Genomic DNA, 26098 nt, shown 5'->3' with positions numbered 1-26098 from the left:
TCTTTGAAAAAAAATAATTTCAAAAAGAAGGATTCAAAAAGAATAATAGCATTGCCGAAATGTAAGATGCATAAGGCAAGCTAATTGCATTCCCATTAAATTGATTAAGCAAAATAAATAAGATTTATCATATCGAGATGAATAATATTTTATAAATTTATGCTCTATACACCAAATTTACGCAGATATGAAAAGTTTTGACACATCTGGAGGTTCCGTTTTCCGACCATCTCAGAATGCAGCAGGAATTTCAGAGAATCATCATACCGGGATCAACAGACTGGTAAAATTATCTTTGGTCATTGAAGGTAAGGTGATCAAATATTACAAACATTTTAAGCTTACCCAAAGCTCACAGAAGCACCACGAATTTACGCTGACTTTAGCGCATGATACTTTAGGCGACCGCCAAACCCATACTTTAGAAGAAGCGAATAAATTTTTAGGAAAAAGATTAACGGCTGTCATTTCTTATAAAGACATCGAAAACAGTCCTGAACGCACTTTTGTAGGCGTTATCACGGGAGTTGGTTTCAGTCAGGAGAAAATGAGTCTGGGAAATATCGTTTTGTCAGGTTACAGTCCAACAATTTTATTGGATGGAGCACCACATATTCAAAGTTTTGGTGGAAATCAGGCTGTCAATATGGGAATTATTGCTGAAGAAGTGATAAAACAGGGTTTAGATAAAAGCCGTTTTGATATCAGAATTGATACAAATGATTATTCTCAAATTATTTACAGCAGTCAATACGATGAAACCCATTACAATTATTTGGCAAGAATGGCAGAAGCATATGGCGAACAGTTTTATTACGATGGAGAAGTTCTGCACTTTGGAAAACTTCCACCGCAAAATAAGCCGATTAAATTAACTTACGGAAGCAGTGCAAACGACATAAAAGTAGAATTAAAAGCGGTTCATACCAAACCACAATTTTACGGCTACAATAGTAATAAGAATGAAGTTTTGAAATCGGGTTTAACACCGATTCAGCATGTTGGAGATTTAGCAAAAACGGCTTATCAACACAACGATGCTATTTATAAAACTCCATCATTACGAGTTGCTCCAATAAAAGCAACAACTCATTTGGATGTTGAATATTCACAAAAAAGCACTTCTGGAAGCGAGGCGGTGAATGTTTTCAATCTTTCAGGTTCTACAACCGTTCCTTTTTTACATCCGGGATGTTCTGTGGATATTGAAATGCGAAAAGTTGATACGAATGAAACTTCGTATTTCACAAGAATCATGATTACAGAAACAACTCATGAAATAGATACAATTGGTCATTACACCGGAAGTTTTGCAGGAATTGCATCTGATACAGGCTTTCTACCCAAACCTGAATTTACCGTTCCTATTGCGCAGCCACAGATCGCAACTGTCATTTCAAACACCGATCCTGAAGGACAAGGAAGAGTTCAGGTAAGATTTGATTGGCAAACAAACGACACAACTCATTTCATCCGAATGATGAGTCCTGATGCAGGAGGAACAGATCAGATCACTCAGAATAGAGGTTATGTTGCAATACCAGAAGTCGGCGATCAGGTAATGGTAAACTTTGTACACAATCATCCCGACCGACCTTTTGTAATGGGGGGAATGTTTCATGGGGGAACAGCTTTGGGAGGCGGAATCAATAATCATATGAGATCCATTCAAACAAAAAGTGGAATTAAAGTTCTGATGAATGATGATGAAGGAAGTGTAAATATCATTGATCCAAGTGGCAATACCTATTTCATGGATGGAAAAGGAAATATAACGGTAACCTCCCCAAAAAATATGACTTTTAATGTAGGAGAAAATTTAGATATTAAGGTGGGACAAAATATGAGTACTTCTGTAGGCGCAGACCAAAGTAATATCGTTGGTATGAACAAAACAGAAAGTATTACCATGAATAGCTCACAAAGCGTGGGAGCAGTGAAAAATGTGATGATTGGAGGAAACTTCATGACCAATGTTGTTGGAAAAATGATGGAATTTATTAAAGGTAATAAAGAAAGTGAGGTTGAGCAGGATAGTCAGAAAGTAGTAAAAGGAGAAAGATTAATTCATAGTGAGAAGGATCATAAAATTCATTCTCAAACTGAAATTAATGGACAGGCCAACGAAAAAACCAATATGCATTAGGATATGTCAAACGATAATGTTGCGAAGATAAGTATCATAGAAGGTGATTCTATTGAGATCGTTAAAGGACAGCATACTGAGTATGTTGGTAAAATGACTTATTCTTCATCCAAAAAATTAATAGCAACAGCTGAAAACGGAAAACTGTTTGGAGACAATCCTGAAGATCCTCCTAAAAGAGAGGGACGAATTATTGATATTGTGATGTTTGTAGCAGGAACAACGGATCCTATCAATACCGACGGGAAAAAACATCATGCCAATACAGAATATTGGAAATATTACGATGAAAAAACCAAAAAAGAAACTGAAGAGAGTTTAAACAATCTTTGGAACAAGCTCAAGGAACTTAAGCCTCAATTTCACGACCTGCATATTGAAGGTCAGTTTTTTAGCTGGTCTGGTGACAACGATACTAAGGAAAGAATCGTAGCTTCTGAGAGATTATTTGATGTATTATTAAGAACGTATTCCGGCTGGAAAAATCAAGAGGTACATTTACATTTGATTGGTCATTCTCATGGTGGGAATGTCATTAATCAATTTACAGAACTTGTTTCCAGTAAGGAAATGATCACAAAATCTGCTATTTTGAAACCCCGTAAGATTACAGAATTTCCAAAATTATGGAAAGTTAAAAGTATCACTTATTTATCGACTCCTTTTTTTCAAAAGAAACACCAGCTGAATCATACCAAATTACATAAAGGATGTAAAATCATTAATGTACATAATGACTATGATTTGACTCAACAACTGATTGCTGATTTTAGCCTTACTAATTTGGAGGGCTTACTAAAGTCTTTTCAAATGGATAGATTTGAAGCAGGTATAAAAATGGTTAAAAGTGTCGATAAGGATATTATTATGACCTATTTTAAAAGCCTGATCTGGCAGGATTTTAAAAACAAAGCAACGTTAGCATGGCAGGAAACGGCAAAAGGCTTTTTAGGATTTAATATTATAGTAGGTGAGTTTATTAAGTACATCAACTCTCTGAAGATCGAAAATTCAAACCTACAGAAAGAAAAAGCTTCATTTGTTAATCTTTTAAATAGTCTTCAGCAATGGACCTCTCATGTTCATAAAAATTATTCTTCGATTGCTGGTGGTTATGACAAGTCTACGTGGGTGAAAAATCTAAACTTGACACAAGGTTTACAAGTTTTAAATATTCTTTTAGCCATTAAGACCAGTCCAAAAGACAGTTACTTATTGAGTTTATTGGCCGGGATATTTGGAGAAAATAAAGGAATCACGGATAGTATTGATGAAACTTCATGGACACCTCAAAAACAAACAAAAAGCCTGCCTATTCTAGACGTACCTATTTTTGAAAGTGATCCCTATAATTCCAGAAATAAAAAAGGAGAATTTACTGCTTTTTTAAAAGGAGTACAGGGTGCCGTACACAAACGTGAATTAGAAGACCTGCTTATGAGGTTATTAAGTCAGTTTATTAAACCCAGCATGTTAACTTTTGTTGTACGGACAATTGATTATGCTATTGAGCCTGTAGTTTTTGGCAAATTAGATACTGAAGTTACAAAACTGAGAAAAAACTTAGCAGTGTATTCAAAATTTGTAACTCAATACCATGCTGGCCTGGTTACTGAAAAGGATGAAGAGAAATTTAAAGATGCTAGTATGAAAGCACCGGGCTCTGTTTCTTATTTAGCCATGGCATCCCATAGTTTAAGCCATACCCAATTGTGGAAGAGAGTTGAAGATGGGTTAAGAAACTCATTCAGTTCAGGAGTAAATCCGGGATATAAAAAGAAATAAATATGAAAAGTATAACACAAGGTATTGGTAAGATTCTGTTGGTTTTTTTAATAGCAAATCTGGTAGTGACAGCTTATTTCTTATTTGTTTATAGTCCTCTTGTTGAATCAATTAATTTAAAACTTATTGTGAAAATAATTAAGCAATTTGGTTTGATAATAAGTATACCTACCAGTATTTTATTTGTTCTTATAGATATTATTCTTTTAAAAAAGATAAAAAAGGATTGGATTTTATATGTAAGCCGTATTATTATTTTTCTTGGATTACTATATTTAATGTGGCTGTTTTTTTCTATTTATCTTATAGCAAGCGCACTAATAGATAATCCTTTGATGGATAATTAATACCGTCCAGGTGATTATCAACAAAAAAAATGAATTATGAAAAAAATAGCAGTATACACCATCATATTATTATTTGTAGCAAAGACTGATGTATTTTCACAAAAAACTATTAATAAAGATAATTACACGTCTCTGGTACAAGAAGAAGTGGGAGATTTGAATAATGACAAACAAAATGATAAAGTGATGTTGGAAATGAATATTGAAGACGAGACCAGACCTTTGAGATTACAAATATTCCTTTCACAACCTGACAAGAAACTTCAAATGCTGGTTTCTTCTACAAAAATTATTCAACCTCAATATCCGATTAATAAAAAAGGAGAACACAATGGCAATCCCATTCCGGATTTTTTTATTGAAGAAGGAGTCTTGCGAATGCTGACAGATATTAATAACCGTAAAAGCAGTTATGAATTTAGGCTGAAGCAAAATAATTTTGAATTAATTAAAATATCACGGGTATTATGGGATGGAAAAGAAACCACATCCGAAACTGAAATAGACTTAATAAAAGGAACTAAAAGTGAATATGACAGAGATTTTAGCCCAAACAAAAAGAATATAAAAAACACTAAACTAAAACCGATCAAAACCTTACCTAAAATACAGGATTTAAGTTTTTCTGATTTAGAAAAGTATTAAAAAAACTTTTTGAGGATTGTTTATAAATAGAAACTGAAAGTATTTCCAACCTATTATAAAATTATATTCTGTGATGAATTTAAAAAAAATATTTGCTGATAAAAACTAATAAATATAAATGATAACGAAGAATTGGTGGAAACAATTGAAATGAAAGACTCGGTGATAAATGAATATAAGAAGGTTAAAGTAGAAGGCATTTTAAACCTTAAAGAATTTTCCGCAGAATATGAAATGACTCCGGAAGAGTTTTTGAATTTTCATAATAAACACTGCAGTTTTCAGGAGTTATTGACATTATCTCTGCCTAAATATGTGGAATACGTTTATATTCCTGCTGATAAGTTTGAGACCAGAGACCAGAAATTACTGAAAAGTACAACATTAGATCTTCCTGTTGTTTCCAGTGAGAAAACTTATGGAGTCGTTATCAAATTTTTACCTAAAAATCTTCAGATTCACTACAGAATAAAGATAAAAAGAACTCCATTTCATTTGGAACTGACAAAAGAAAAAACATACGTAAACAATCAGGAAATTGATAAAGTTATAGAACAGTTATTTGAAAAAGCAGAACAGATTTTATATCCGTTACAGATTTCAGTAAAGAAAAATGGTGGGCTTGAAAATATCATCAACCATGAAGAAATTGCTAAGCGCTGGAAAGCAGATTGTCTTCCAAAAATGAAAGATTATTATCAGTCTGAAACTACGGATCAGATTCTGACACAAATGAATAAGGTTTACGCAAATATTAATCTGAAGAAAGAGATGCTTGGAAGAAATCTTTTTTATAAACTGTTCTTTTTACCTGTTTATGGAAGCTATCCTCAATTTTTTAAAAAAGATTTTCTACAGGTTTATTTTTCGGGTTTAACACAGGAAATTGGATATGGGACAGAATTGGTATTGAATAAAGAATATACAACAGGAAATAAAATAGCATTAAAAATAACAGGAACTGAAGATGAAAATCTGTTCAATAAAAACAGAACAAAAGGAGAAGCTAATCTCCTGTATAAATTGAACAAAGAAACCGGGGAGATATTTTCAATCACAGGTTATCTTTCAACATTTGAGAAAAACACCGAATATAAAATTGATTTTCAGTTATACGAACAGTAAATCTGAGAAAAAATACAAAATACTATGAGTGAAAAACATTTAGTTTGCCATGGAGCAACCTGCCAATGTAAGTTTGGTACAACTCCTGATAAGCTTACCGTAAAAACACAGAGCAAACGCTACATCAATGATGCAAGCAAAAAGCTTATAGCTACTCATGTAGACATTGGACAAACCTTTGAGAAAAATACCTTCGGATCCTGCAAAAAAATGAATAATAATCCTTGTCAGGCAGTTGTTACTCAATGGAGTGGATATTATGAAAAAATCATGCTGGAAGATAATCAGGGAAAACCCCTTTTAGAAGATAACAAGGCTACCTGTCCTGTCGGAGGACCAGACTGTATTACCATTATCAATCATGGGCAGACCGCTGAGGCAAATGCGCAGAATGTGAAGAATGCGGATAAAGAAGTGTTGACAGAATTGTTTCCGTTTGTGGATTTGAATGAAGAAAAAATCCCTAATCATTTCATTTTTTTTAAAACCAAATGATATAATGGCAAGAATAATCACCCAATACGACAACAAAACTCATGATGGTAATGGCTCTCTGCATTTAGATTTTGACGTAATAAAAACAGAAACCGTCATTTTGGATATGGAAGCAGTTAATGTTTCCTCGAACACAGAAACCATTTGGGAAATCTATAGTAACAATGTGCAGTTAGACACGAATGATTTAACAAAAGGTAAGAAGGCAGAATTAAAAATTCTAAAATCTTATGCAGGCTCCAACGAAGTTCCCCATATTTTTAATGTGATTATTACAGATTTACACGATAATATATTAACAAAATTAGATATTTCTGTATTTGCTAAACCTAAAATTACTGAGGCATATTGGGGAGACTCAATAGATCAAAAAATATATGAAGTGGCCGTAAACCATAAATTTACTGCCTATTTTAAAGGGTTTGGATTATATAACATCCCTTTAACTATTCGTTTTTTCCTTAAATCTGCGGATGGTAATGATGTTGAGATTAAAGATTTTGCAAAGACCTTGCGTATGACTTCAGAGTATGATTTGAATGATTTTTATATTGATAACAAAACGCTTAAAGATAATTATCAGTTTTTTCTTCGAAATGCTCCAACGATTCTCGCCGACTATTTTTCTGGAAAAAATTTATTAGCCGTAACAGGAAAAGTAAAAGATACGGTAATAGCCAAAAGCTATTTCACGATATCCTATGGAGATCAAATCTTATTTCATGGTAAAGATCAGAGCAAGCTATTGAATATTGTTTTCAATATTACATCATTTTTTCCCCCAGAAAAGATTACAAGTCTAAGCCCAGTTACTGTTGCTGATGAACAGTATTTTACTCAAAAATATGAACCTTGCAAGTACGAAAGAGTTTACTATAAAAACGGAGATAATCCAGAACAAGAACTTTTTGATGAGAAAAACCCCACAACAAAGGATTCTAAAGGAGTTTTTAAAAATAATGTCTTACATATATCCGCAATTGTTCCGCCTAGAGATAGCAAAAATATTAAAGAACTTAAAATAAGGCTGGAAGCTGTAAAAACAGAGAACTGCAGTCTCTCGGATCAAAATAAAAAACTTACCACATTTTCTGAAAGCAGTTTAACTGAACAGGAAAAACCACACAAAGGCAGAGTAATCAATACTGAAGCTCTTACTGAAGCTAATATCGAATACTCTTTTGAAAAGTTAGATGAAAAAATTACCATAAAACCTTCTTTTGATTATAAATATGATAAATCTGAGGCTTGGGAATTTATGAAGAATTATTTTTTGTTTTCCGCAGCATTACGTAATACTGATGTCTTCGAAAATGAGATTAAAGGAGTACTGATGGATGCAGAAGCAGATAAGAAAGGCATTGTAAATACCCATAGAATTGGTTTGGAAACCTGCCGTTATCAGAAGGGACTTTATTTGCACACCTATGCTGATGTAGCTTGGGCATTTCATGGTTTTTATAATCAACCTGTTAGACCTAGATATTATATGGATGATGAAGATGTTGTTAAGCGAGAAGGTTTAGATGATAAGATTACTTGGGTTCAGAATTACAATCAATATTTTAATCTTCTGACCCCAGTAGATCCTTTTGGTATAGCAGATAGCATAAATGATTTTATTCTGGAGCTTCTAAAAGATATGGCAAAGAATTATGGTTTAGCTTTTACGGCATATTATGATTTTAATAAAAAAGGAAAATGTGACAAACGAATAGAATATGCAGAACAATATCCAAATTTGTTTGACGGATTTATAGCAGGAGCAGTAACGCTGGAAATATTAGTACAGATTCTTTTATTGATAGTTACAGAGGGTGCTTCCGCAGAACTATTACTTGCCAGAATGAGTAAAGCGGGAGTGAAAATGTCTGGAAAGCTTGAAATAATGGCAAAAAAAGCCGAAAGAAATATAGAAGCTATAAGAAAGAAAAAACTGTTAGGAACTGTTGCAAAAATAGGACATACCATTATCACAAGCCCATCTGTAAGTTATTATAAAGGCTATCGTTATGCAGAAGATGAAGAAGTAGGAATACAGCCACTCCTTGAAGAAAGAATGGCATTTTCTCCACTTTTTGGGATCGATCATGAGCATAAGAAAAACCTTGGTGACTTGGTTTATGAAAAAACACCTGTTTACAAGGTGATAGACCTTTCTCAAAAAGGACTTGAGTTTCTTACAATAGGCTTCAACCGGCATATTTTAAGACCTTTTAGTAAAGATGCACATGAGGCCGCAGGATTGTCTGACCATTATCTTCAATTGTTGGGAGATTCTTTTGAGAAGGTAAATGAATATCTTGCATTTGTTACCGCAGAATTGATAGAAAAAGTATTTGGCACAAAAGCGGAATATTCTGTAGCAGTAAAAGGAGGTTACGGGATGGATTTTGAGCTTAAAATACATAATGCCGAAAAAAAACTCAACCTTACCAACTTTTTACTAAAAAAAGATAATGTGAAAGATGCTTCGGTAGCCACAGTAGGATCTAGCAAAGAGCTTAAGGTAGATGTAAAAATAGATGCTAATGTAAAAGTACCTGTAAGGGCGATGAATATTATTAATTATGTAGCCAATACTACAGTGAAAAATATAGAGGCAGGAGGTAAATTTGAAATAAGTACTGGTATTTTTCTTGAACGCAGATATTTCTTCCATGCCAATGATAAAAAACCTTATTATGTAGATTCTGTTATTTTTACAGGTGTTGCAGGAGAATATGGATATAGTTTTAAAAGAGAAGATCAGAAGAAAAAAGGAAAAGATATAAATATTGAGAAAAAGTCTCAGAAATTTGTGGTGATTCCTCCGCAGGTCATTAGCCATAAACCGATTCCGTTAACAGAATAAAATTTTCTATATGAAAAAAGTAATTTTTATACTGGCATTTGCAATAAGTATAACTAGCTGTAGCCAAAATAAAAATCAATCATCAACAAACTACAATAAAAAAACTATGTACGATATTAACCAATATATTTTTCCAGAGGCAAAAGATATAACAGAAGCTAATTTTGTAGAGAAACTTAACTCACAAATTAAGCATTATGATAGTGAACCAATATATTATTTTAGAACGAGTAAAAAGAACTGTTTAATAGAAATTTATGTTAATGATGTAAGTTTATTTGATGATTATGAAATATCCAATTACATTACACCAACCCCACTCAGTTCATTGTTTTTAAAATCAGGCGATCAAAAAGTTACGGTAAAAATGTATCCAATAGGTAATCTAAATAATGAAAGTTTAGGTGTAAAAGATGCTCTACCAATAACGAAGCTGACAGAAGAGTCGCAAGTGATGATAAGTATTATTAGCATTGATGAAAAATCTAAGAAGGGATTGGATGATGAAAAAGTTATTACTCAAAAGATAAGCCCGAAAGAAGCAGCAGGAAAAGAGTATTACGAATTTAATTTTACATTTGATGCAAAAGTTCCATATGAATTTGAAGGCTGGAAAAAAGGCCAAAATTTAAAAAAATTAGATCAGGAATTGGTACGAAAAAAAGCTTTAGAGTTTTACAATATGGTAGGACGAATTTATATAAATAAAGATTTAGATGCACAGTTAAAAATTGATTTTCCTTCTAATGTTAGAATTAAAGGATCATATTACAGGGATAAACAGAATCTTGAAGAAACATTGGAAGAATATAAAAATGATATTATGGGAAATAAGTATACTCAGGAAACTATAAAAGACTATAAAATGGAATATATGGGAGAAGGACGATTATTAAGATTAATAACAAATAGTCAAGATTCAGATTTAAGAAATGGAGGAGCATTATTTTTAAAATATGGAGAAGGTGGAATATTTGTACCCCCAATCACGTTATATCTCCCAGAAGGCAGAAATTTAGCAACCCAAGGATTTATGATGTGGAAATAATAAAAAAATAATGATATGATAGTATTGGTTTTATTGATTCAAATAGCCAGTCTACTATTTTATTTCAGAATTGTAGCGGAGAGTTATACTGATAATGAAAGTACTTGGAAAAGGTGGTTCTGGTATTTTATAACGGGGCTTAACTTCCTTTTTATCTGTCGTTTCATTTTTGTACAGATTAATTTTTCATACAGATGGTATGACCAAATTACGGAATTTATTTCGTTAGGAATCTCTCTATTTATAGTGATTCCAATTTCAATATATTATCTCATAAAGCATAATAGGCGACAAAAAAAGAAATAACGGTTTTTTATTACATTATGGACAAAATTGGTGTATTTCCAGCCGGCATTACTTTATGTTTTCTCGAAGGAAAAGATTTGGTAAGCCAAGGATTTATGATTTGAAAGTAATGAGAAATATCGCAATTAAAGTGAAATCTAAAGTGATTAAAAATGTATAAGAATGTAAGAAAAAGTGAAATTTTTCACTCACTTTTAATAAGCTTTAGCTGTCTGATTGTTCTTTCTTGTCAAAAAAAGGTAGAGGATTCTATATTATATCAACTGATTAACCCAAAATATACTCATGATACTATTCATACGGTAAATATGCCCGACAATTTGGGTCTTATAAATAATTTAAAAAAAGAATTTGAAAAAAATGATGTAGAGGTAATCTTATATACAGTTGATAAATCAAAAGATGAATATAGTTTTATTTTCGATTGTGTGAAGCATATTCAATATCATATTAATATGAAAGGGATGCGGATTTATTCAGTTAAAAGTAGGTCAAAAAATACCAAGTATAATAAGAGAACAAAATTCGATCGAAGTAATAAAAATTTTTCAAGCTATTATTATAACTTTCACATTCGTATTTATGAATTTAAAAATGATGAAATTGCCAAAAAACATTTTGAAATCATAGATGAAGTTTCCAAGTCTGGCAAAGGATATTGTAATCGTAATTTTAACACTCAGTTTGTTTTGAAAAAGAATGAAATATTTGAATTTGAAACAATGGATGACAAGTCAAGAAATTTCATGAACAATTATATAATATTTATTGAAAATCAATAAGATGATTAACAGAGATTGAGCAACCCAATGATTCATGATATGTAAGTAATAAAAGATAGTGATATCATAGTACTGGTGTTATGAGGCTGTTGTTTGTTATGGTTGGGAAATGGCTTAAAAAAGATGAAATTCAAAGAAGCTTTTTTGTATTAAGATTTATATAATAATATCATAAAAAAAAATTCAAGCCAGCACATTTGCTATTTTTGTATCTTAAAACACAAATAATATCATGCACAGTCTTTTACCTTTTCTGTTAGCAATGGTTGCGGTCATCGTTGTTTTAAACATGTTTGCTGCCAAACTCAAAATTGCTTACCCTATTTTATTGGTTGTTGGAGGTTTGATTATCAGTTTCATTCCGGGATTACCTGTCATAAAAATTGATCCGGATCTTATCTTTTTTATATTTCTTCCGCCGTTATTATGTGATGCAGCCTGGAATATTTCCTTTAAAGAAATGATGAAATGGTGGCGTATTATTGGGAGTTTTGCTTTTCTGGTCGTATTTTTTACCGCTTTATCAGTGGCTTTAATTACCAATTATTTTATTCCGGGATTCACAATTGCTTTAGGGTTTTTACTTGGTGGAATCGTTTCTCCACCAGATGCGGTGAGTACAGGCGCGATTACTAAATTTGTCAAAATTCCAAAATCTACCTCTACCATTCTTGAAGGCGAAAGTTTATTGAATGACGCTTCATCATTGATCATTTTCCGATTCGCTTTGATTGCGGTTGGAACGGGTCAGTTTATTTGGATGGACGCAACGATGAGTTTCTTTTGGATGGTCATTGGAGGCGTTGGTATTGGTTTGCTTTTGGGATGGCTTTTTGTAAAAGCACATAAACTTCTTCCGACCGATGCGCCTTCAGATATTGCATTGACAATCATTGAACCTTATTTGATGTATTGGATTGCAGAGCAGCTTCACAGTTCGGGCGTTTTGGCGGTTGTTGCTGGCGGACTTTTTATGTCGGCAAGACGATTAAAATTTTTGAACAGCACAAGCCGTATTCATGCCTACAGTGTTTGGGAAAGTCTGATATTTATTCTAAATGGTGTAGTTTTCCTCATCATTGGATTAGAACTTCCGGAAATTGTAGATGGGCTTAAGGAAGATCAGATTCCCTTGGAAACAGCCATCGGTTACGGTATTTTAGTAACCGGAATTCTGATTGCTGCAAGAATGATTAGCTCTTATGCTGCATTAATTTCTACGATGATTTTTCGTCCAAGTGTACAACCTCATGCATCTTCAAGAACACGCCGTTGGATGATGCCACTTTTATTAGGCTGGACAGGAATGCGGGGCGTAGTTTCGTTGGCGGCAGCATTGGCAATTCCCGTGACTTTAGATAATGGTGAAGCTTTTCCGCATAGAAATTTAATTCTCTTTATTACGTTTGTCGTTATTTTGCTTACTCTTTTAGTTCAGGGTCTTACGCTTCCTTATTTTATCAAACGTACTCGGTTTTTTGATGATGTTTTCAAAGAAGAATCTGAAGAATTAACGAAACAAAAATTAAAAAAAGATTTGAAACAACATGTTTATCATTTTCTTAAAACCAAGTATGAAAACGAATTGAAAGACCATGCAGGTTTAGAAATTTTCCTTAGACATTGGGAAGAACGTGCAAAAGCCGCCGACGACAGTTGGATGAATGAGAAAACGAAACTTATCTTTATAGAAATGCTCGAAACTCAGCGTGAATATCTTTCAGAGCTTAATAAAGATCCGAAAATTAATGAAGAAATAATCCGTCAGCAATTATTCCAAATCGATCTTGAAGAAGAACGTTTAAGGATGATTTAATTCTAAAAAATTATCTCGATGTCACAAAACAAGAAAATTTTCAAGAAAATAGGAGCAGAGTTTTTAATGGGTATTTTTGGTGCTTTAGGAACTCATGTTGAGACAAAAGTCGGGTTAGGTGTTTTTTTATTAATTGTAGGTTTAGGAGTTTTATTGAGTCCAAAAACCCAAGACATAGATTATTTTTCACAATGTTTAGTTGGAGCAATATTAATTTTGATGGCATTAGTTCTATTTATTTGGAGAATTAAACAACTTAAAAAAAATGAAAATATTGATTGAAGTAATTTTAAATTGATTAAAAAAGAGCACCGAAAAAACTCGATGCCCACACAAATTAATTATAAAACTGAAGTATATTTTATTTTTTCCAAATCTTTTCGATCTCTTCCAAAGATTTGCCTTTGGTCTCAGGAACCCATTTCCAAACAAAAACTAACGATAATACACTCATCACGCCGTAAAATCCATACGTGAAAGCTCCACTGAATTCCATCATAAAAGGATAAGTGGAAGATATTAAATAATTGGCTGCCCATTGAGCGGCAACAGCAATTGCAATCGCACTTCCTCTTATTTTATTAGGGAAAATTTCTGAAATTAAAACCCAGCAAATCGGTCCCCAAGACATCATAAATGAAGCCGTGTAAAGGATAATAAACACCAAAGTGGCAATCCCGATAATTTGATAATAAGATAAGATCGCAATCGCAAACATTCCAATCGCCATCCCAACTGAACCGACAATCAATAAAGGTTTTCTTCCCCACTTATCCACCGTGAAGATTGCAATAACCGTAAATATAACATTCACCAATCCCATCACAACGGTTTGTAGCATCGAAGAATCTTTATGAACGCCCATACTTTCGAAAATTCTTGGCGCATAATACAAAGCCACATTTATTCCTACAAATTGTTGGAAAACAGAAAGTAAAATTCCAATGACAATGACGGTTTTTCCAAAGGCAAAAATCTCACTTTTTTGCTCAACGACGGTGCTTTTTATTTCAGAGAAAATTTCTTTTCCACGGGCTTCTCCGTTTATTTTGGTTAAAATTTTAAGAGCCTCCGCATCTTTATTAATAAAAGTTAGATAACGTGGCGTTTCAGGAACGAAAAATAATAGAATTCCAAATAGGGCAGAAGGAATTGTCAGTGATAAAAACATATATCGCCATCCGATTTCGTTAATCCATTCTACGGTTTGCCCGCTTGCGATTCCCCAGTTTACAAAATAAACGACCAGCATTCCAAAAATAATGGCAAACTGATTTAAAGAAACCAATTTTCCACGTATTTCAGCAGGTGCAATTTCGCCAATATACATCGGACAAACCGCTGAAGCTAATCCTACACCAATTCCACCGATAATTCTATAGAAATTAAAAGCCAGCAAAACACCCATTGAATGTTCGCCGTGTTTGAAGAATAAAAATTCAGGATAGGCCGCTCCCAAAGCACTGATGAAGAACAAAAATGCAGAAAGCATCAATGATCTTTTTCTTCCCAGTTTCGTAGAGATCATCCCGGAAATTGCACCACCGATGATACATCCGATCAATGCGCTCGAAATGGTTGCTCCGTGCGCCAATGAACTCAATCCCAAAGGAATGATCAGATATTCCTGAATCGATTTTTCGGCTCCGGAAATCACTGCGGTGTCGTATCCAAACAAAAGTCCTCCCAAAGTGGCGACCAATGTGAGTACGGTAACGTACAGCATATTGATCTGCGCCTTTGTTCCTGAAGAATAGTTAGGACCAGAATCTATTATTTGCATAGTTTGATTTAGTTTTTAATTGTTGTTTTTTTGGGTTTTACGCAAAGGCGCAAAGAAATTTACAAGCATTATGTTTTTAAGGCACAAAGATTTTATCTCAGATAAAATTTAATATAATTAGTATTGAAAATAATCCTTGCTGAGAATCTTAGATTCTCAGCAAGGATTATTTTCAAAGTAAAAAAAACTTGCGCCTTTGCGATCAACCAATATTACAAGTATTGATTAATAATACTCTCAAGATATTCCTGTTTTCCGCTTTCTCTACCAACTTCTCCCAAACCTTGAGCATAAGTTGCAAGATCTGTTAAAGAAAGATTTCCGTCTTCGAAATCCTTTCCTTTTCCACTGTCGAAAGAAGCATATCTGTTGGTTCTGATCTCAGAATATTTTGATTTTTCTAAAATTTTATCAGCAGCTAAGAATGACCTCGCAAAATTGTCCATTCCGCTGATGTGAGCGATGAAAATATCTTCAATATCTGTAGAGTTTCTTCTGATCTTAGCATCGAAATTAACTCCTCCACCTTGGAAACCTCCAGCCTGAATGATCACCAACATCGCCTGAGTCATTTCATATAGATCAACTGGGAATTGGTCTGTATCCCAACCGTTTTGGTAATCTCCTCGGTTCGCATCGATGCTTCCCAAAACATTATTGTCAGCCGCAACTTGCAGTTCGTGCTCAAAAGTATGTTGTGCTAAAGTCGCGTGATTTATCTCAAGATTTAATTTAAAATCATTCAATAGATCGTACTGACGAAGGAAATTTAAACAAGTTGCCGCATCAAAATCATATTGGTGTTTTGTAGGTTCCATTGGTTTTGGCTCGATGAAGAAAGTCCCTTTAAAACCTTGAGCTCTTGCATAGTCTTTAGCCAAATGTAAAAACTTCGCCATATGCTCCTGTTCACGCTTCATATTGGTATTTAGTAAAGACATATAACCTTCACGACCGCCCCAGAAAACGTAATTTTCTCCGCCTAATTTGATCGTTGCGTCCAAAGCATTTTTCACCTGACCTCCTGCGTAAGCCAAAACATCAAATGAAGGATTGGTTGCTGCACCGTTCATAAATCTGGGGTTTGAAAAACAGTTAGATGTTCCCCAAAGTAATTTTACACCAGAAGCTGCTTGTTTTTCTTTAGCGTAATCGGTGATGAATTCTAATCTTTTTGTAGATTCTAGGAAATTATCTGCCTCGTCGATCAAATCATAATCGTGGAAACAGTAATAAGGAACGCCCAGTTTTGTGAAAAATTCGAAAGCAGCATCCATTTTTTCAGTCGCTCTTTGCTTTGCATTAGAAGCAGTCAACCAGTCAAATTGCTGAGTTCCTGCTCCGAACGGATCTCCACCGGTTGCACAGAATGTATGCCAATAAGCTGAGGCAAATTTGAAATATTCTTTCATCGTTTTTCCACGAACCACCAAATTCTCATCATAAAATTTGAACGCTAACGGATTGTCTGATTCTCTTCCTTCAAACTTGATTTTTTCTATTCCTTTGAAATATTCTTTGTTTCCTAATGTAACTGACATATTATATATTTTAAATTTTATTGATCTTTTGAATTTATCGTTGAGTTTTTATTTGGGCAGCTATTCCGACTTCCACTCCTAATCTTTTGTTCGTTGTTCCTCCTCGCAAAAGGATTTCCGTTCAAGTCGGGCTGCGAGTTTGTCATTCTTTAAAATAATATTCATTATCGTCATCCAAACTAAGAACTAAGTTCTTATAAGCATTTCACAATACATTATTTCACTTTAAAATATTGAATTACAATCCATCAACTAATAACCATCAACTATTTATTCTATTACTTGCTCCAATTTGTTTTTCCACTTTCCATAGCTTTCCCTGTACTGATTCATATTTTTAAAATCAGGAATATAAGTTGTGGTAATATCTTTTTCTGTTAAAATATCGTTGAGAGTATCAAATGCTCCTGCTCCGATTGCCGCTGCTCTTGCCGCTCCCGTTGAACCTGTAGTATCAAAAATTCTAATTTCAGTATCTAGCAAAGATGCAATCGATTGCGCAAATAAGGAAGAGCGAAATAAATTATCTCCTCCAGCTTTAATAATACCTTTTTGAAGACCGTCATTCATCAGAATTTCAGTTCCTTAAACGAAAGAATAGGCAATGCCTTCCAATCCTGCTCTAAAAAGATGAGCACTTTTGTGACGGTTAAAATTTACATTGTAAGTAGAAGAACCAATATCTTTATTTTTTAAAACTCTTTCGGCTCCGTTTCCAAATGGTAAAACGATAACTCCGTCCGAACCGATTGGAATTTGCGATGCTAGATCATTCAGTTCCTGGTAAGAATGTCTTTTCTGGTCAACCTGATGTCTCAACCAGCTGTACTGAATTCCTGCCCCATTTAAACAAAGCATTTTCCCGATTCTCGGCTGTTCCTGAGTATGGTTTATGTGTGCGAAATTGTTTACTCGCACAGATTCTTTAGAATGAATGTTATCCGTTACTCCATAAACAACTCCAGAAGTTCCTCCCGTTGCGGCAATTTCTCCGGGATTCATGACGTTTAAAGACAAAGCGTTATTCGGTTGATCTCCTGCTCTGTAAAGAATAGGAATTCCTTCGGGTAAGCCACTTTCTTCTGCTCCCTGTTTTGAAACGACACATTGCTCTGTAAAATTATCAACCACTTTTGAAACCAATGATTCATCAATTCCCCAATGATTTAATAAAGTTTTTGAAGGTTGATGTTTTTGGAAATCCCAAAGTACACCTTCAGAAAGTCCGGTGACGGTTGTTGTTGCTTCACCGCTTAATTTCAATGCAATAAAATCTCCGGGAAGCATAAATTTCCAGATCTTTTCATACACTTCTGGCTCGTTCTCTTTTACCCATTTTAATTTTGAAGCAGTGAAATTTCCTGGAGAATTAAGGAGTTTATCCATACAAACTTTTTCACCCAGATCATTGAAAGCTTGGTCACCAGTTTCAACAGCACGACTGTCGCACCAAATTATTGACGGACGCAAAACTTCTTTATCTTTTCCCACCAAAACCAAACCGTGCATCTGATAAGAAATACCAATTCCTTTGATCTCGTTTTTATCGATATGACTTTCAGCAATTACTTTTTGAGTAAGAATTCTGAGATTTTGCCACCATTGTTCCGGATCTTGTTCTGCCCAACCGATTTTTGGAGAATCAATAGGCATTTCTGTTTCCGGATATTTTGCATGGGCAATCACTTTACCCTGTTCATCTACGATAGAAGCCTTTATCGATGAGCTTCCAACATCATATCCTATAAACTTCATTAATGAATTAATAATTGTTAACCTTTAAATGTAATAATTTTAGGCAATACTCAATAAATTTTTAAGAATATGTAAATTTGAAATAACGGATTTAATATTAAGCCTTTATTTTCAGTGTCTTAAGTATATTTTGAATTTGTATTATTTGATTTTAAACTTAAATTATTTTGATTATAGAAAAAAGATTTTTCCCAAAAAGAAGCTCGAAAAGCTAATTTTGAGTAATCGATTGCGCAAATATGTAATTTTAAATGAAATAGAACAATTTGCTCCAAAAATTATATTTTTGAATATGAACGATAGAAATCGTGGAAAAAACACAGGCGACGACACCTTATTTTCTTCACAAAAGCAGATAGATAAACTGAAATTAGCCATTCAGGATATGAAATATTTGCTGAGTCGAAATTATGCAGAAAAAGCGTCCTCAGAATTGATTGGGAATCATTACCGATTGAAAGCCCGACAAATTCAGGCTTTGCGTGGAGCTTCGGCTTCTGAAGATCAGATTCAGAACAGAAAAAATAAAGAACTTCAAATTTTAGATATAAAAGATAAAACGATTTACCTTGATGGCTTTAATGTTTTGATTTTATTGGAAAGTTTACTTTCTAAAGCTTATATTTTTGAAGGAATCGACGGTTGCTTTCGTGATCTTTCCGGTGTTCATGGAACTTACAAAAGAGTCGATCAAACACAAAAAGCGATTGAATTGGTTGCTACATTTTTTCAAAGATCTCAGGTACAAAAACTGATCTGGATCTTTGATCAACCTGTTTCAAACAGTGGAAGGATCAAAGAAAAAATTCTAGATCTTGCTCAAGAAAATAATTTTGATTGGAATGTTGAACTGGAGTTTAATCCAGATAGATTTTTAGTTGAAAATGCAGAAATAATTGTTTCTTCTGATGCCTGGATCTTAGATCATTCTAAAAATTGGTTTAATCTTGTTAAATATTTGATCAACGAAGAAAAATTGTCTGTTGATCTTGTGAAAATGTTTTAATCATGAACTTATTTGAAGACTATATTCCATTATTTTCAAAAGACTGGAAAGAAAAATATCAGGGAATTTTAGCTGAAGAACATCTTAAAAATTTGAGTCTGAATATTCAAAAATTTAAAGATAAAACTTTAGATCTCGATCTTCCATTTTTTAACGATGAAATTAAAATTGATCGTGATGACAGTTTCAATTTATTTACTCATATTTTAGATTCTGAAAATTCAGATACAATTAAAGTAAAACAACTGGAAGAAATTCCTTTTGAGTATTGGCTGAATATTTTAGGACAAAGACTGACTTCAGCAAGTCTGCGAGACGAAAATGCAATTCCTCCTTTGAAAAGTTTGTTAATAGAAGCCTGCGAAAAATCTTTTAATCAGGAAATTACCATTGCACAAAGAGCTTGGGAAAAGCATGTCGGAAGAATGGAAGACCAATTTTGGGGCGAAGTAAAAGGAAATAATCAGCAGAAACAACAAATCGTTATGGAGAAAATTAATTTCATTTTAGACCATAAAACATGGTGGAATGTTTTCTTTCATTACAAACACGAATTGGTTTTTGAGGTCAGAGAAAAAGACGGCCACGGAATTCGCTGGAGCCACGGCGGAAAAAATCTGATTGGTTTTTTGGAGGGTTTTATGAATGAATGATTTGATACGTAAAAAGATTGCGTAGTAACAAAGTAATTTTGACCAAACTTTAGCTTTAAATTTTTTTATAAAGACAGATGAAAAACATGTACAATAAAGGAACTTTCAGAAGCTTCGAATATGGTAAAATCGGACCTTATTTGAAAAAGCATGGAAATAAAAAATGGAGGAGAACTGAAAAGTCAGCAATAGAAGACCAGCTTAGTGAAATCACTAAATTTTTAAAACAAAGAAAGAAAAGACGAAAATTAATCTGGGTTAAAATCACAAGAGAAATCAACGGAACAACTGATTCTGATTACAGAAGTTTCTATTCTGAAAAAGCCTTCAAAAGCTCGATCAACAGAGCACATGTAACGAGATATTTTTTAATAAATAATAAAACAAATAAAAAATGAACACATTTATCGATATTGGCATCAATCTGACCAATAAACAATTTTACAATGAGCAAGAAGAAATTATCAACCGAGCTCTCGACAATGGAGTAGAACAAATGATTCTTACAGGAACGAGCGTGCGTGGAAGCAAAGAGTCAGCTGAAATCGTAGAAGATTATCCTGAAATTTTATTTTCTACAGCAGGAATTCATCCTCACGATGCAAAATCTTTCAACAATGAAAGTATTAATGAATTAAGAAAATTATTGAAACAAGATCATGTAGTTTCAGTTGGAGAATGTGGACTGGATTTTGACAGAGATTTTTCACCAAGACCCATTCAGGAAAAATGTTATCGCGCTCAACTAGAATTATCAATTGAAATTAATAAACCTCTTTTTCTCCATGAAAGAGCAGCTTTCAAAAGATTCAACGAAATCACAGACGAATATTTATCAAAACTTCCAAAAGCAGTTGTTCATTGTTTTACTGGAACTTTAGAAGAGGCGAAAACTTATCTGGATAAAGGATTTTATTTAGGATTTACCGGAGCAATAAGTGATACGAACAGATTTAAACATTTGGAAGAAGTCATCAAATATGTTCCACTCGACAGAATGATGATTGAAACCGATGCACCTTTTATGCTTCCGAAAAATATGCCGAGAATGCAAAACCGCAGAAACGAACCTTCGTTTTTGCCTTATGTAGCACAGACTATCGCGCATCTCAAAAAAACAAGTATTTCTGAAGTTGCCGATGAAACTACAGAAGTCGCCAGAAATTTTTTCAGAATATAAAAAAGAGCTCTACTAATTAAGTAAAGCTCTTTTTATTTATCAATTGATTTTTATTAAATCACTTTCAAAGCTGCTTCTAAAGCCAATTCAATCATTGGTTTCAAAGCTTTTTCTCTTTCGTCAGCAGAAATAAATTCTTTAGTTGGGATAATATCAGAAACTGTAAGAATAGTCGCTGCATTTTTCCCTAAATGTTTTGCATTGGCAAACAATCCGAAAGCTTCCATTTCTACTGCAGGACAATTGTATTTTGTAGCAATTACCGGTGTGGCAGGATCTTTTCTGTAAAAAATATCGCTGCTGTGAATGTTGGTTGCTTTAGCTTTTAACCCTAATTCTTCAGCCGTTTCGTTGATAATATCATAAATATTTCCCTGGTGAGAAAAGATCTCTTCTTCAAATCCCCAAGCATATTTTGCGTACGTACTTTCGCTGGCTGCGTTTTCTACATTCAAAATATCGAATAATTTCACATCACTCGAATATCCACCACAAGTTCCAATTCTGATGATTGTATCAACTTCATATTCCGTGTAAAGCTCGAAAGAATAAATTCCGATACTTGGAAAACCCATTCCGCTTGCTCCAACAGAGATATCTTTCCCTTTGTAAGTTCCAGTGTAGTAAAAAATACCTCTTGTCTGACTTACTAATCTTGCGTTTTCAAGAAAATTTTCTGCGATATATTTTGCACGAAGCGGATCTCCCGGTTGCAAAACAACTTTGGCAATCTCTCCCTTTTTTGCACTGATGTGTACGCTCATATTTTTGTTTTAAATTTTTTACAAAGATAACAATTTGTGTATTGAGAACTGTAAAATGATATTATTCAGGAACTTTTCAAATTATGATATATAATCCTTTTTAAAGTTTAAAATACATTTTCATAATCTTTTTATTTTAACATTTCTTAACGGGTGGTTTTTATTTCTTATTTTTGACGGATTCAATTTTATACAATGAAATTATATAAATTTTCTTTATTGATGGTTGTTTTGGGTGGAACGGCTTTTGCTCAAACTCAAAAATTTACCATGGCGGAAGCTGTAAACGGGATGAGAACTAATCTTGCGGTAAAAAATATCTCACAGTTTTCATGGTCAAGCGACAGCAAATCTTATATTCAGGCGGTAAAAGGCGGATATTTGACTACGGATATTAAAACGAATAAGCAGGATACTTTGATCTCTTTATATCAGCTGAATAAAAATTTTGCAGATAAAAAGTTGAAAGGTCTTCCTCCTGTAAAATTTATCACCAATTCTGAAGCTTATTTGACGGCTAATAATCAAGCGTATTGGTTGGAGAAATCAGGAAATGATTGGAAAGTAAAACGTTCGGCAAATTTAGGAGATAATCCTTCTAATGTAAAAACCTTGGCAGATAATCAGACTTTGGTTTATACAAAAAACAATAATCTATTCATCAATAAAAACGGAAAAGAAGTTGCGATAACGAATGATTCTAACGAAAATATTCTGAACGGAGCTTCTAATGTTCACAGAAACGAGTTTGGAATTGATACCGGAATTTTTCCTTCTCTCAATTCTGAAAATGTAGCGTTTTACAGAATGGATCAGACCATGGTTGCAGATTATCCTGTAATTGACTGGTCTGTAACTCCTGCAGTGAATACCAATATAAAATATCCGATGGCTGGAAAAACTTCTCATGAAGTGACATTGGGAGTTTATAATATTAAGAATCAGTCTACAACTTTCCTTAAAGTAGAAGGTGAAAAAGATCAGTATTTAACAGCAGTTACCTGGAGCCCGGATTCTAAATTTATTTTCGTTGGGGTTTTAAACAGAGGTCAGAATCATTTAAAAATGAATAAATATGATGCTGTTACAGGAAACTTCATCAATACATTGTTCGAAGAAACGAGTGATAAATATGTTGAACCACAGCATCCGTTGACGTTTTTCCCGAATTCAAATACAGATTTCATCTGGCAAAGTCAGAGAACAGGGTATAATCATTTGTTCCACTACAGTTTAGAAAAAGGACTTATTGCTCAAATTACAAAAGGCGATTGGCTGGTTACCGATATTTTAGGGTTTAATGAAAATAAAAAAGAAATATATTATGTTTCTACTCAAGATAATCCTACCGAAAAACATCTGTACAGAATCAACTGGAATACGTTCAAAACCCAGAGAATGGACAACGCAGAAGGGGTACATTCAGGAGTTTTGAGCAGCGACGGTAATTATTTATATGATACTTACAGCAATGCAACGACACCTAGAGTTGCAGATATTCTTAACACAACGACGTTAAAAGCGACCAATCTTTTGAGATCGGACAACCCATTGAAAAACTATGATCGTCCGGAAATTAAAAATATCAATCTGAAAGCTGATGACGGAACGATCTTGTATGGAAAAGTTATTCTCCCAACCAACTTCGATCCGAATAAAAAATATCCAACTATTGTTTATTTATACAACGGTCCGCATTTGCAATTGGTGACCAATACTTTCCCTGCTTCAGGAAATCTTTGGTACGAATATATGGCTCAAAACGGGTATATTGTTTTCACAATGGATGGAAGAGGTTCTTCAAACCGTGGGCTTAAATTTGAGCAGGCTGTTTTTAGAAACTTAGGAACAGTAGAAATGAAAGATCAAATGCAAGGTGTGAAATACCTGATGTCACTTCCTTATGTAGATTCCGAAAGAATGGGAATTCACGGCTGGAGTTTTGGCGGATTTATGACAACAAGCTTTATGCTTAAAGAACCGAATGTTTTCAAAGTTGGTGTTGCAGGTGGTCCTGTAATCGACTGGAGTATGTACGAAATCATGTATGGCGAAAGATATATGGATACTCCACAGGAAAATCCTCAAGGTTATGCAGCTTCGAATCTATTGGATAAAGTTCAGAACTTACAAGGTAAATTATTGATGATCCATGGAGCGCAGGATGATGTTGTGGTTTGGCAACATTCAATGAAGTTTATCAAGTCTGCCGTGGATCACGGAGTTCAGATGGATTATTTTGTTTATCCGGGACATCCGCATAATGTGATTGGGAAAGACAGAGTACATTTGATGCAAAAAGTGACCGATTATTTTGATTTGTATCTAAAGAAATAATAAAAAAAAATCCAGTCTTGAGAGGCTGGATTTTTTTTGTTTAAATATCAATAGGAGCGGGCTTTAGCCCGATTCCAAAATTATAATTTCAATATGGGCTTTAGCCAAAATATAGTTTGAGTGATAAATGCTTTAGAATATTGATCTCTCGCTGATTTTGCAGATTACGCTGATTTATTTAATATTCTTAAAATCTGCTCAATCTGCAAAATCAGCGAGAATTTTTTTAAAAATATTATTCAGGAATCCAAACACTCACATTTCCGGCAGGAACAGGAAAATCTCCCCAACCGTCTTCTCGTATTTGTACTTTTTCCTGAGATCTTCCTAAGGCATCATGAAAGATTTTCCCACTATACTTTTCACCCATTTCCATAGGTTTTTCGTAAGAATCTTTATTGCTCAAAACAACGGCGCAACCTTGATGTTCTTCATCACCTTCACGAATCCAGCCTAAACAATTGGCATCTTCAAAATAATCTCTTTGAATTCCGTATGCATTTTCTTTTCTGGCTTTTAAAAGTTCCTCAATACCGTCTACTTTATCTAAAAATATTTCCTGCTCATTTCCTTCACGGTCTTTATCTTTATAATGAGCTCCAAACAAATCTGGATAAAAAACACAAGGATATCCTTTTTCTCTCAATAAAATAAGGGCATAAGCAAGAGGTTTGAACCAAGCTTCAACCGGAGCTTCCAAATCCTGCAAAGGTTGGGTGTCGTGATTATCAACTAGACTCACAGAATGCATCGGGTCAGCTTCTGTTAAAGTTTCAGACAAAATATTTCTTAAATCATAAGAATCACCTTCTTTGGATGCGGTGTGAAAATTATTTTGAAGCGAACTGTCGAAAAGACTCATACAACCTTCTGTAGCTTCAATATATTTTTGCAATAAATTCAATTGTCCGGGAGCCCAATATTCACCAACCGCAAAAATATTTTTTCCGGAATTGGAACGGAGCATCGTTAGCCATTCTTTATAAAAATCAAATGAAATATGCTTTAAAGCATCCAGTCTTACTCCATCAAAATCTGTTTCATCAAAATACCATTTTGCCCATTTATTCAGCTCTTCACGCACATGAGGATTTCGGTGTTCGATGTCGTTGAACATCAGATAATCGTAATTTCCTTTTTCATCATCGATCATTTCTTCCCAGTCATCACCATATTCAGATTTGATTTTATAGATATGTGATTCTTTGCCTTCTGCATAATCTACACCGCTGAAGCAAGTGAAATTCCATTCAAAATCTGAATATTTTTTTCCTCGTCCCGGAAAAGTAAATTTTGTATAAGATTCTATTTCAATTTCTGAAGAAATGACTTTTTCACGGTTGTTTTCATCAACTTTTACTACTTTAAATTTTTCTAATTCATCTCCACCAGCTTTATGACCTAAAACCACATCTACAATAACCTCAATATTATTTTTCTTTAAGCTTTGAATGGCTTTTTTATAATCGTTTTTGGTTCCGTATTTTGTTGCAGTTGAATTTTTTTGGTCAAATTCTCCAAGGTCAAAAAGATCGTAAGCATCGTATCCTACAGAATATCCACCATTCGTTCCTTTATAAGCCGGAGGAAACCATACTGATGTAATACCGAATTCGGATAAATATTTTGCCTGTTTTTCTGCCTGCTTCCATAGTTTCCCATTTCCTTCTGTATACCAGTGGAAAAACTGAATCATGGTTTGGTTCATAGTTAATGTTTTAGGTGAGATT

The 26098-nt window shown here is 33.7% G+C and carries 22 protein-coding genes; 16 read left to right on the top strand and 6 right to left on the bottom strand.

Annotated elements, in window-relative coordinates:
* Positions 1-187: 187 nt before the first annotated feature.
* The 11 genes from FDY99_RS06730 (at position 188) to FDY99_RS06680 (ending at position 13631) form a co-directional block, all read left to right on the top strand.
* Positions 188-2146, top strand: coding sequence for a type VI secretion system Vgr family protein (locus FDY99_RS06730; protein WP_139420168.1), 1959 nt, complete (start codon positions 188-190; stop codon positions 2144-2146).
* A gap of 3 nt (positions 2147-2149) precedes the next feature.
* Positions 2150-3931: a hypothetical protein gene (locus tag FDY99_RS06725; protein ID WP_228448751.1), complete on the top strand. Its 1782-nt coding sequence runs from the start codon at positions 2150-2152 to the stop codon at positions 3929-3931.
* A 2-nt stretch (positions 3932-3933) separates the two neighbouring features.
* The gene (locus FDY99_RS06720) at positions 3934-4278 is read left to right on the top strand and encodes a hypothetical protein (protein ID WP_139420166.1); all 345 of its coding nucleotides are present in this window, start codon (positions 3934-3936) and stop codon (positions 4276-4278) included.
* Between the two features lie 36 nt (positions 4279-4314).
* Positions 4315-4923, top strand: a complete 609-nt coding sequence (locus FDY99_RS06715; protein WP_139420164.1) for a hypothetical protein — start codon at positions 4315-4317, stop codon at positions 4921-4923.
* Between the two features lie 150 nt (positions 4924-5073).
* Positions 5074-6048 (top strand): hypothetical protein, encoded by a 975-nt coding sequence (locus tag FDY99_RS06710; RefSeq protein WP_139420162.1) that lies wholly within the window; start codon positions 5074-5076, stop codon positions 6046-6048.
* A 24-nt stretch (positions 6049-6072) separates the two neighbouring features.
* Entirely contained in the window at positions 6073-6543 is a 471-nt protein-coding gene (locus tag FDY99_RS06705; RefSeq protein WP_139420160.1) for a DUF4280 domain-containing protein, read from the top strand.
* A 4-nt stretch (positions 6544-6547) separates the two neighbouring features.
* Positions 6548-9397: a hypothetical protein gene (locus FDY99_RS06700; RefSeq protein WP_139420158.1), complete on the top strand. Its 2850-nt coding sequence runs from the start codon at positions 6548-6550 to the stop codon at positions 9395-9397.
* Positions 9398-9407: 10 nt separating this feature from the next.
* Positions 9408-10445: a hypothetical protein gene (locus tag FDY99_RS06695; protein ID WP_139420156.1), complete on the top strand. Its 1038-nt coding sequence runs from the start codon at positions 9408-9410 to the stop codon at positions 10443-10445.
* Between the two features lie 458 nt (positions 10446-10903).
* On the top strand, positions 10904-11533 hold the full coding sequence (locus FDY99_RS06690; protein ID WP_139420154.1) for a hypothetical protein: 630 nt from the start codon (positions 10904-10906) through the stop codon (positions 11531-11533).
* 232 nt (positions 11534-11765) lie between these two features.
* Positions 11766-13349: a Na+/H+ antiporter gene (locus FDY99_RS06685; RefSeq protein ID WP_139420152.1), complete on the top strand. Its 1584-nt coding sequence runs from the start codon at positions 11766-11768 to the stop codon at positions 13347-13349.
* A gap of 18 nt (positions 13350-13367) precedes the next feature.
* Positions 13368-13631, top strand: coding sequence for a hypothetical protein (locus FDY99_RS06680; RefSeq protein ID WP_139420150.1), 264 nt, complete (start codon positions 13368-13370; stop codon positions 13629-13631).
* A gap of 79 nt (positions 13632-13710) precedes the next feature.
* Here FDY99_RS06680 and xylE read toward each other — a convergent pair whose 3' ends face one another.
* The 4 genes from xylE to FDY99_RS06665 all read right to left on the bottom strand — a co-directional run bounded on the left by xylE (position 13711) and on the right by FDY99_RS06665 (position 18428).
* Complete coding sequence (gene xylE, locus FDY99_RS06675; RefSeq protein WP_139420148.1) at positions 13711-15132, bottom strand: D-xylose transporter XylE; 1422 nt, start codon at positions 15130-15132, stop codon at positions 13711-13713.
* Between the two features lie 212 nt (positions 15133-15344).
* Positions 15345-16673 carry a xylose isomerase gene (gene xylA / locus FDY99_RS06670; protein WP_139420146.1) on the bottom strand — a complete coding sequence of 443 codons (1329 nt, stop codon included), beginning with the start codon at positions 16671-16673 and terminating at the stop codon, positions 15345-15347.
* A 270-nt stretch (positions 16674-16943) separates the two neighbouring features.
* Positions 16944-17243 carry a hypothetical protein gene (locus FDY99_RS23640; protein ID WP_317129816.1) on the bottom strand — a complete coding sequence of 100 codons (300 nt, stop codon included), beginning with the start codon at positions 17241-17243 and terminating at the stop codon, positions 16944-16946.
* 15 nt (positions 17244-17258) lie between these two features.
* The gene (locus tag FDY99_RS06665; RefSeq protein WP_317129815.1) at positions 17259-18428 is read right to left on the bottom strand and encodes a xylulokinase; all 1170 of its coding nucleotides are present in this window, start codon (positions 18426-18428) and stop codon (positions 17259-17261) included.
* Positions 18429-18720: 292 nt separating this feature from the next.
* On the opposite strand from FDY99_RS06665, the gene FDY99_RS06660 reads away from it, so the two are divergent.
* The 4 genes from FDY99_RS06660 (at position 18721) to FDY99_RS06645 (ending at position 21267) form a co-directional block, all read left to right on the top strand.
* Positions 18721-19434 (top strand): DUF434 domain-containing protein, encoded by a 714-nt coding sequence (locus FDY99_RS06660; protein ID WP_139420144.1) that lies wholly within the window; start codon positions 18721-18723, stop codon positions 19432-19434.
* Between the two features lie 2 nt (positions 19435-19436).
* On the top strand, positions 19437-20087 hold the full coding sequence (locus FDY99_RS06655) for a hypothetical protein (protein ID WP_139420142.1): 651 nt from the start codon (positions 19437-19439) through the stop codon (positions 20085-20087).
* Between the two features lie 77 nt (positions 20088-20164).
* Positions 20165-20485 carry a hypothetical protein gene (locus FDY99_RS06650; protein ID WP_139420140.1) on the top strand — a complete coding sequence of 107 codons (321 nt, stop codon included), beginning with the start codon at positions 20165-20167 and terminating at the stop codon, positions 20483-20485.
* On the top strand, positions 20482-21267 hold the full coding sequence (locus FDY99_RS06645; RefSeq protein ID WP_139420138.1) for a TatD family hydrolase: 786 nt from the start codon (positions 20482-20484) through the stop codon (positions 21265-21267). Before FDY99_RS06650 ends, FDY99_RS06645 begins: the two co-directional genes overlap by 4 nt.
* Positions 21268-21320: 53 nt before the next feature.
* Here FDY99_RS06645 and deoD read toward each other — a convergent pair whose 3' ends face one another.
* On the bottom strand, positions 21321-22031 hold the full coding sequence (gene deoD / locus FDY99_RS06640) for a purine-nucleoside phosphorylase (protein WP_139420136.1): 711 nt from the start codon (positions 22029-22031) through the stop codon (positions 21321-21323).
* A 195-nt stretch (positions 22032-22226) separates the two neighbouring features.
* Between deoD and FDY99_RS06635 the strand changes: the two genes are divergently transcribed.
* A complete protein-coding gene (locus FDY99_RS06635) occupies positions 22227-24368 on the top strand; it encodes a S9 family peptidase (RefSeq protein WP_139420134.1) in 2142 nt (713 codons plus the stop codon).
* Positions 24369-24603: 235 nt separating this feature from the next.
* On the opposite strand, the gene FDY99_RS06630 is transcribed toward FDY99_RS06635, so the two are convergent.
* Positions 24604-26076 (bottom strand): alpha-amylase, encoded by a 1473-nt coding sequence (locus FDY99_RS06630; protein ID WP_139420132.1) that lies wholly within the window; start codon positions 26074-26076, stop codon positions 24604-24606.
* Between the last annotated feature and the right edge of the window lie 22 nt (positions 26077-26098).

The organism is Chryseobacterium mulctrae (assembly GCF_006175945.1).
In the GTDB taxonomy this organism is placed as follows: Bacteria; Bacteroidota; Bacteroidia; order Flavobacteriales; family Weeksellaceae; genus Chryseobacterium; species Chryseobacterium mulctrae.
The sequence above is the reverse complement of the archived record's forward strand: the minus strand, read 5'-3'. Positions and strand labels throughout refer to the sequence as shown.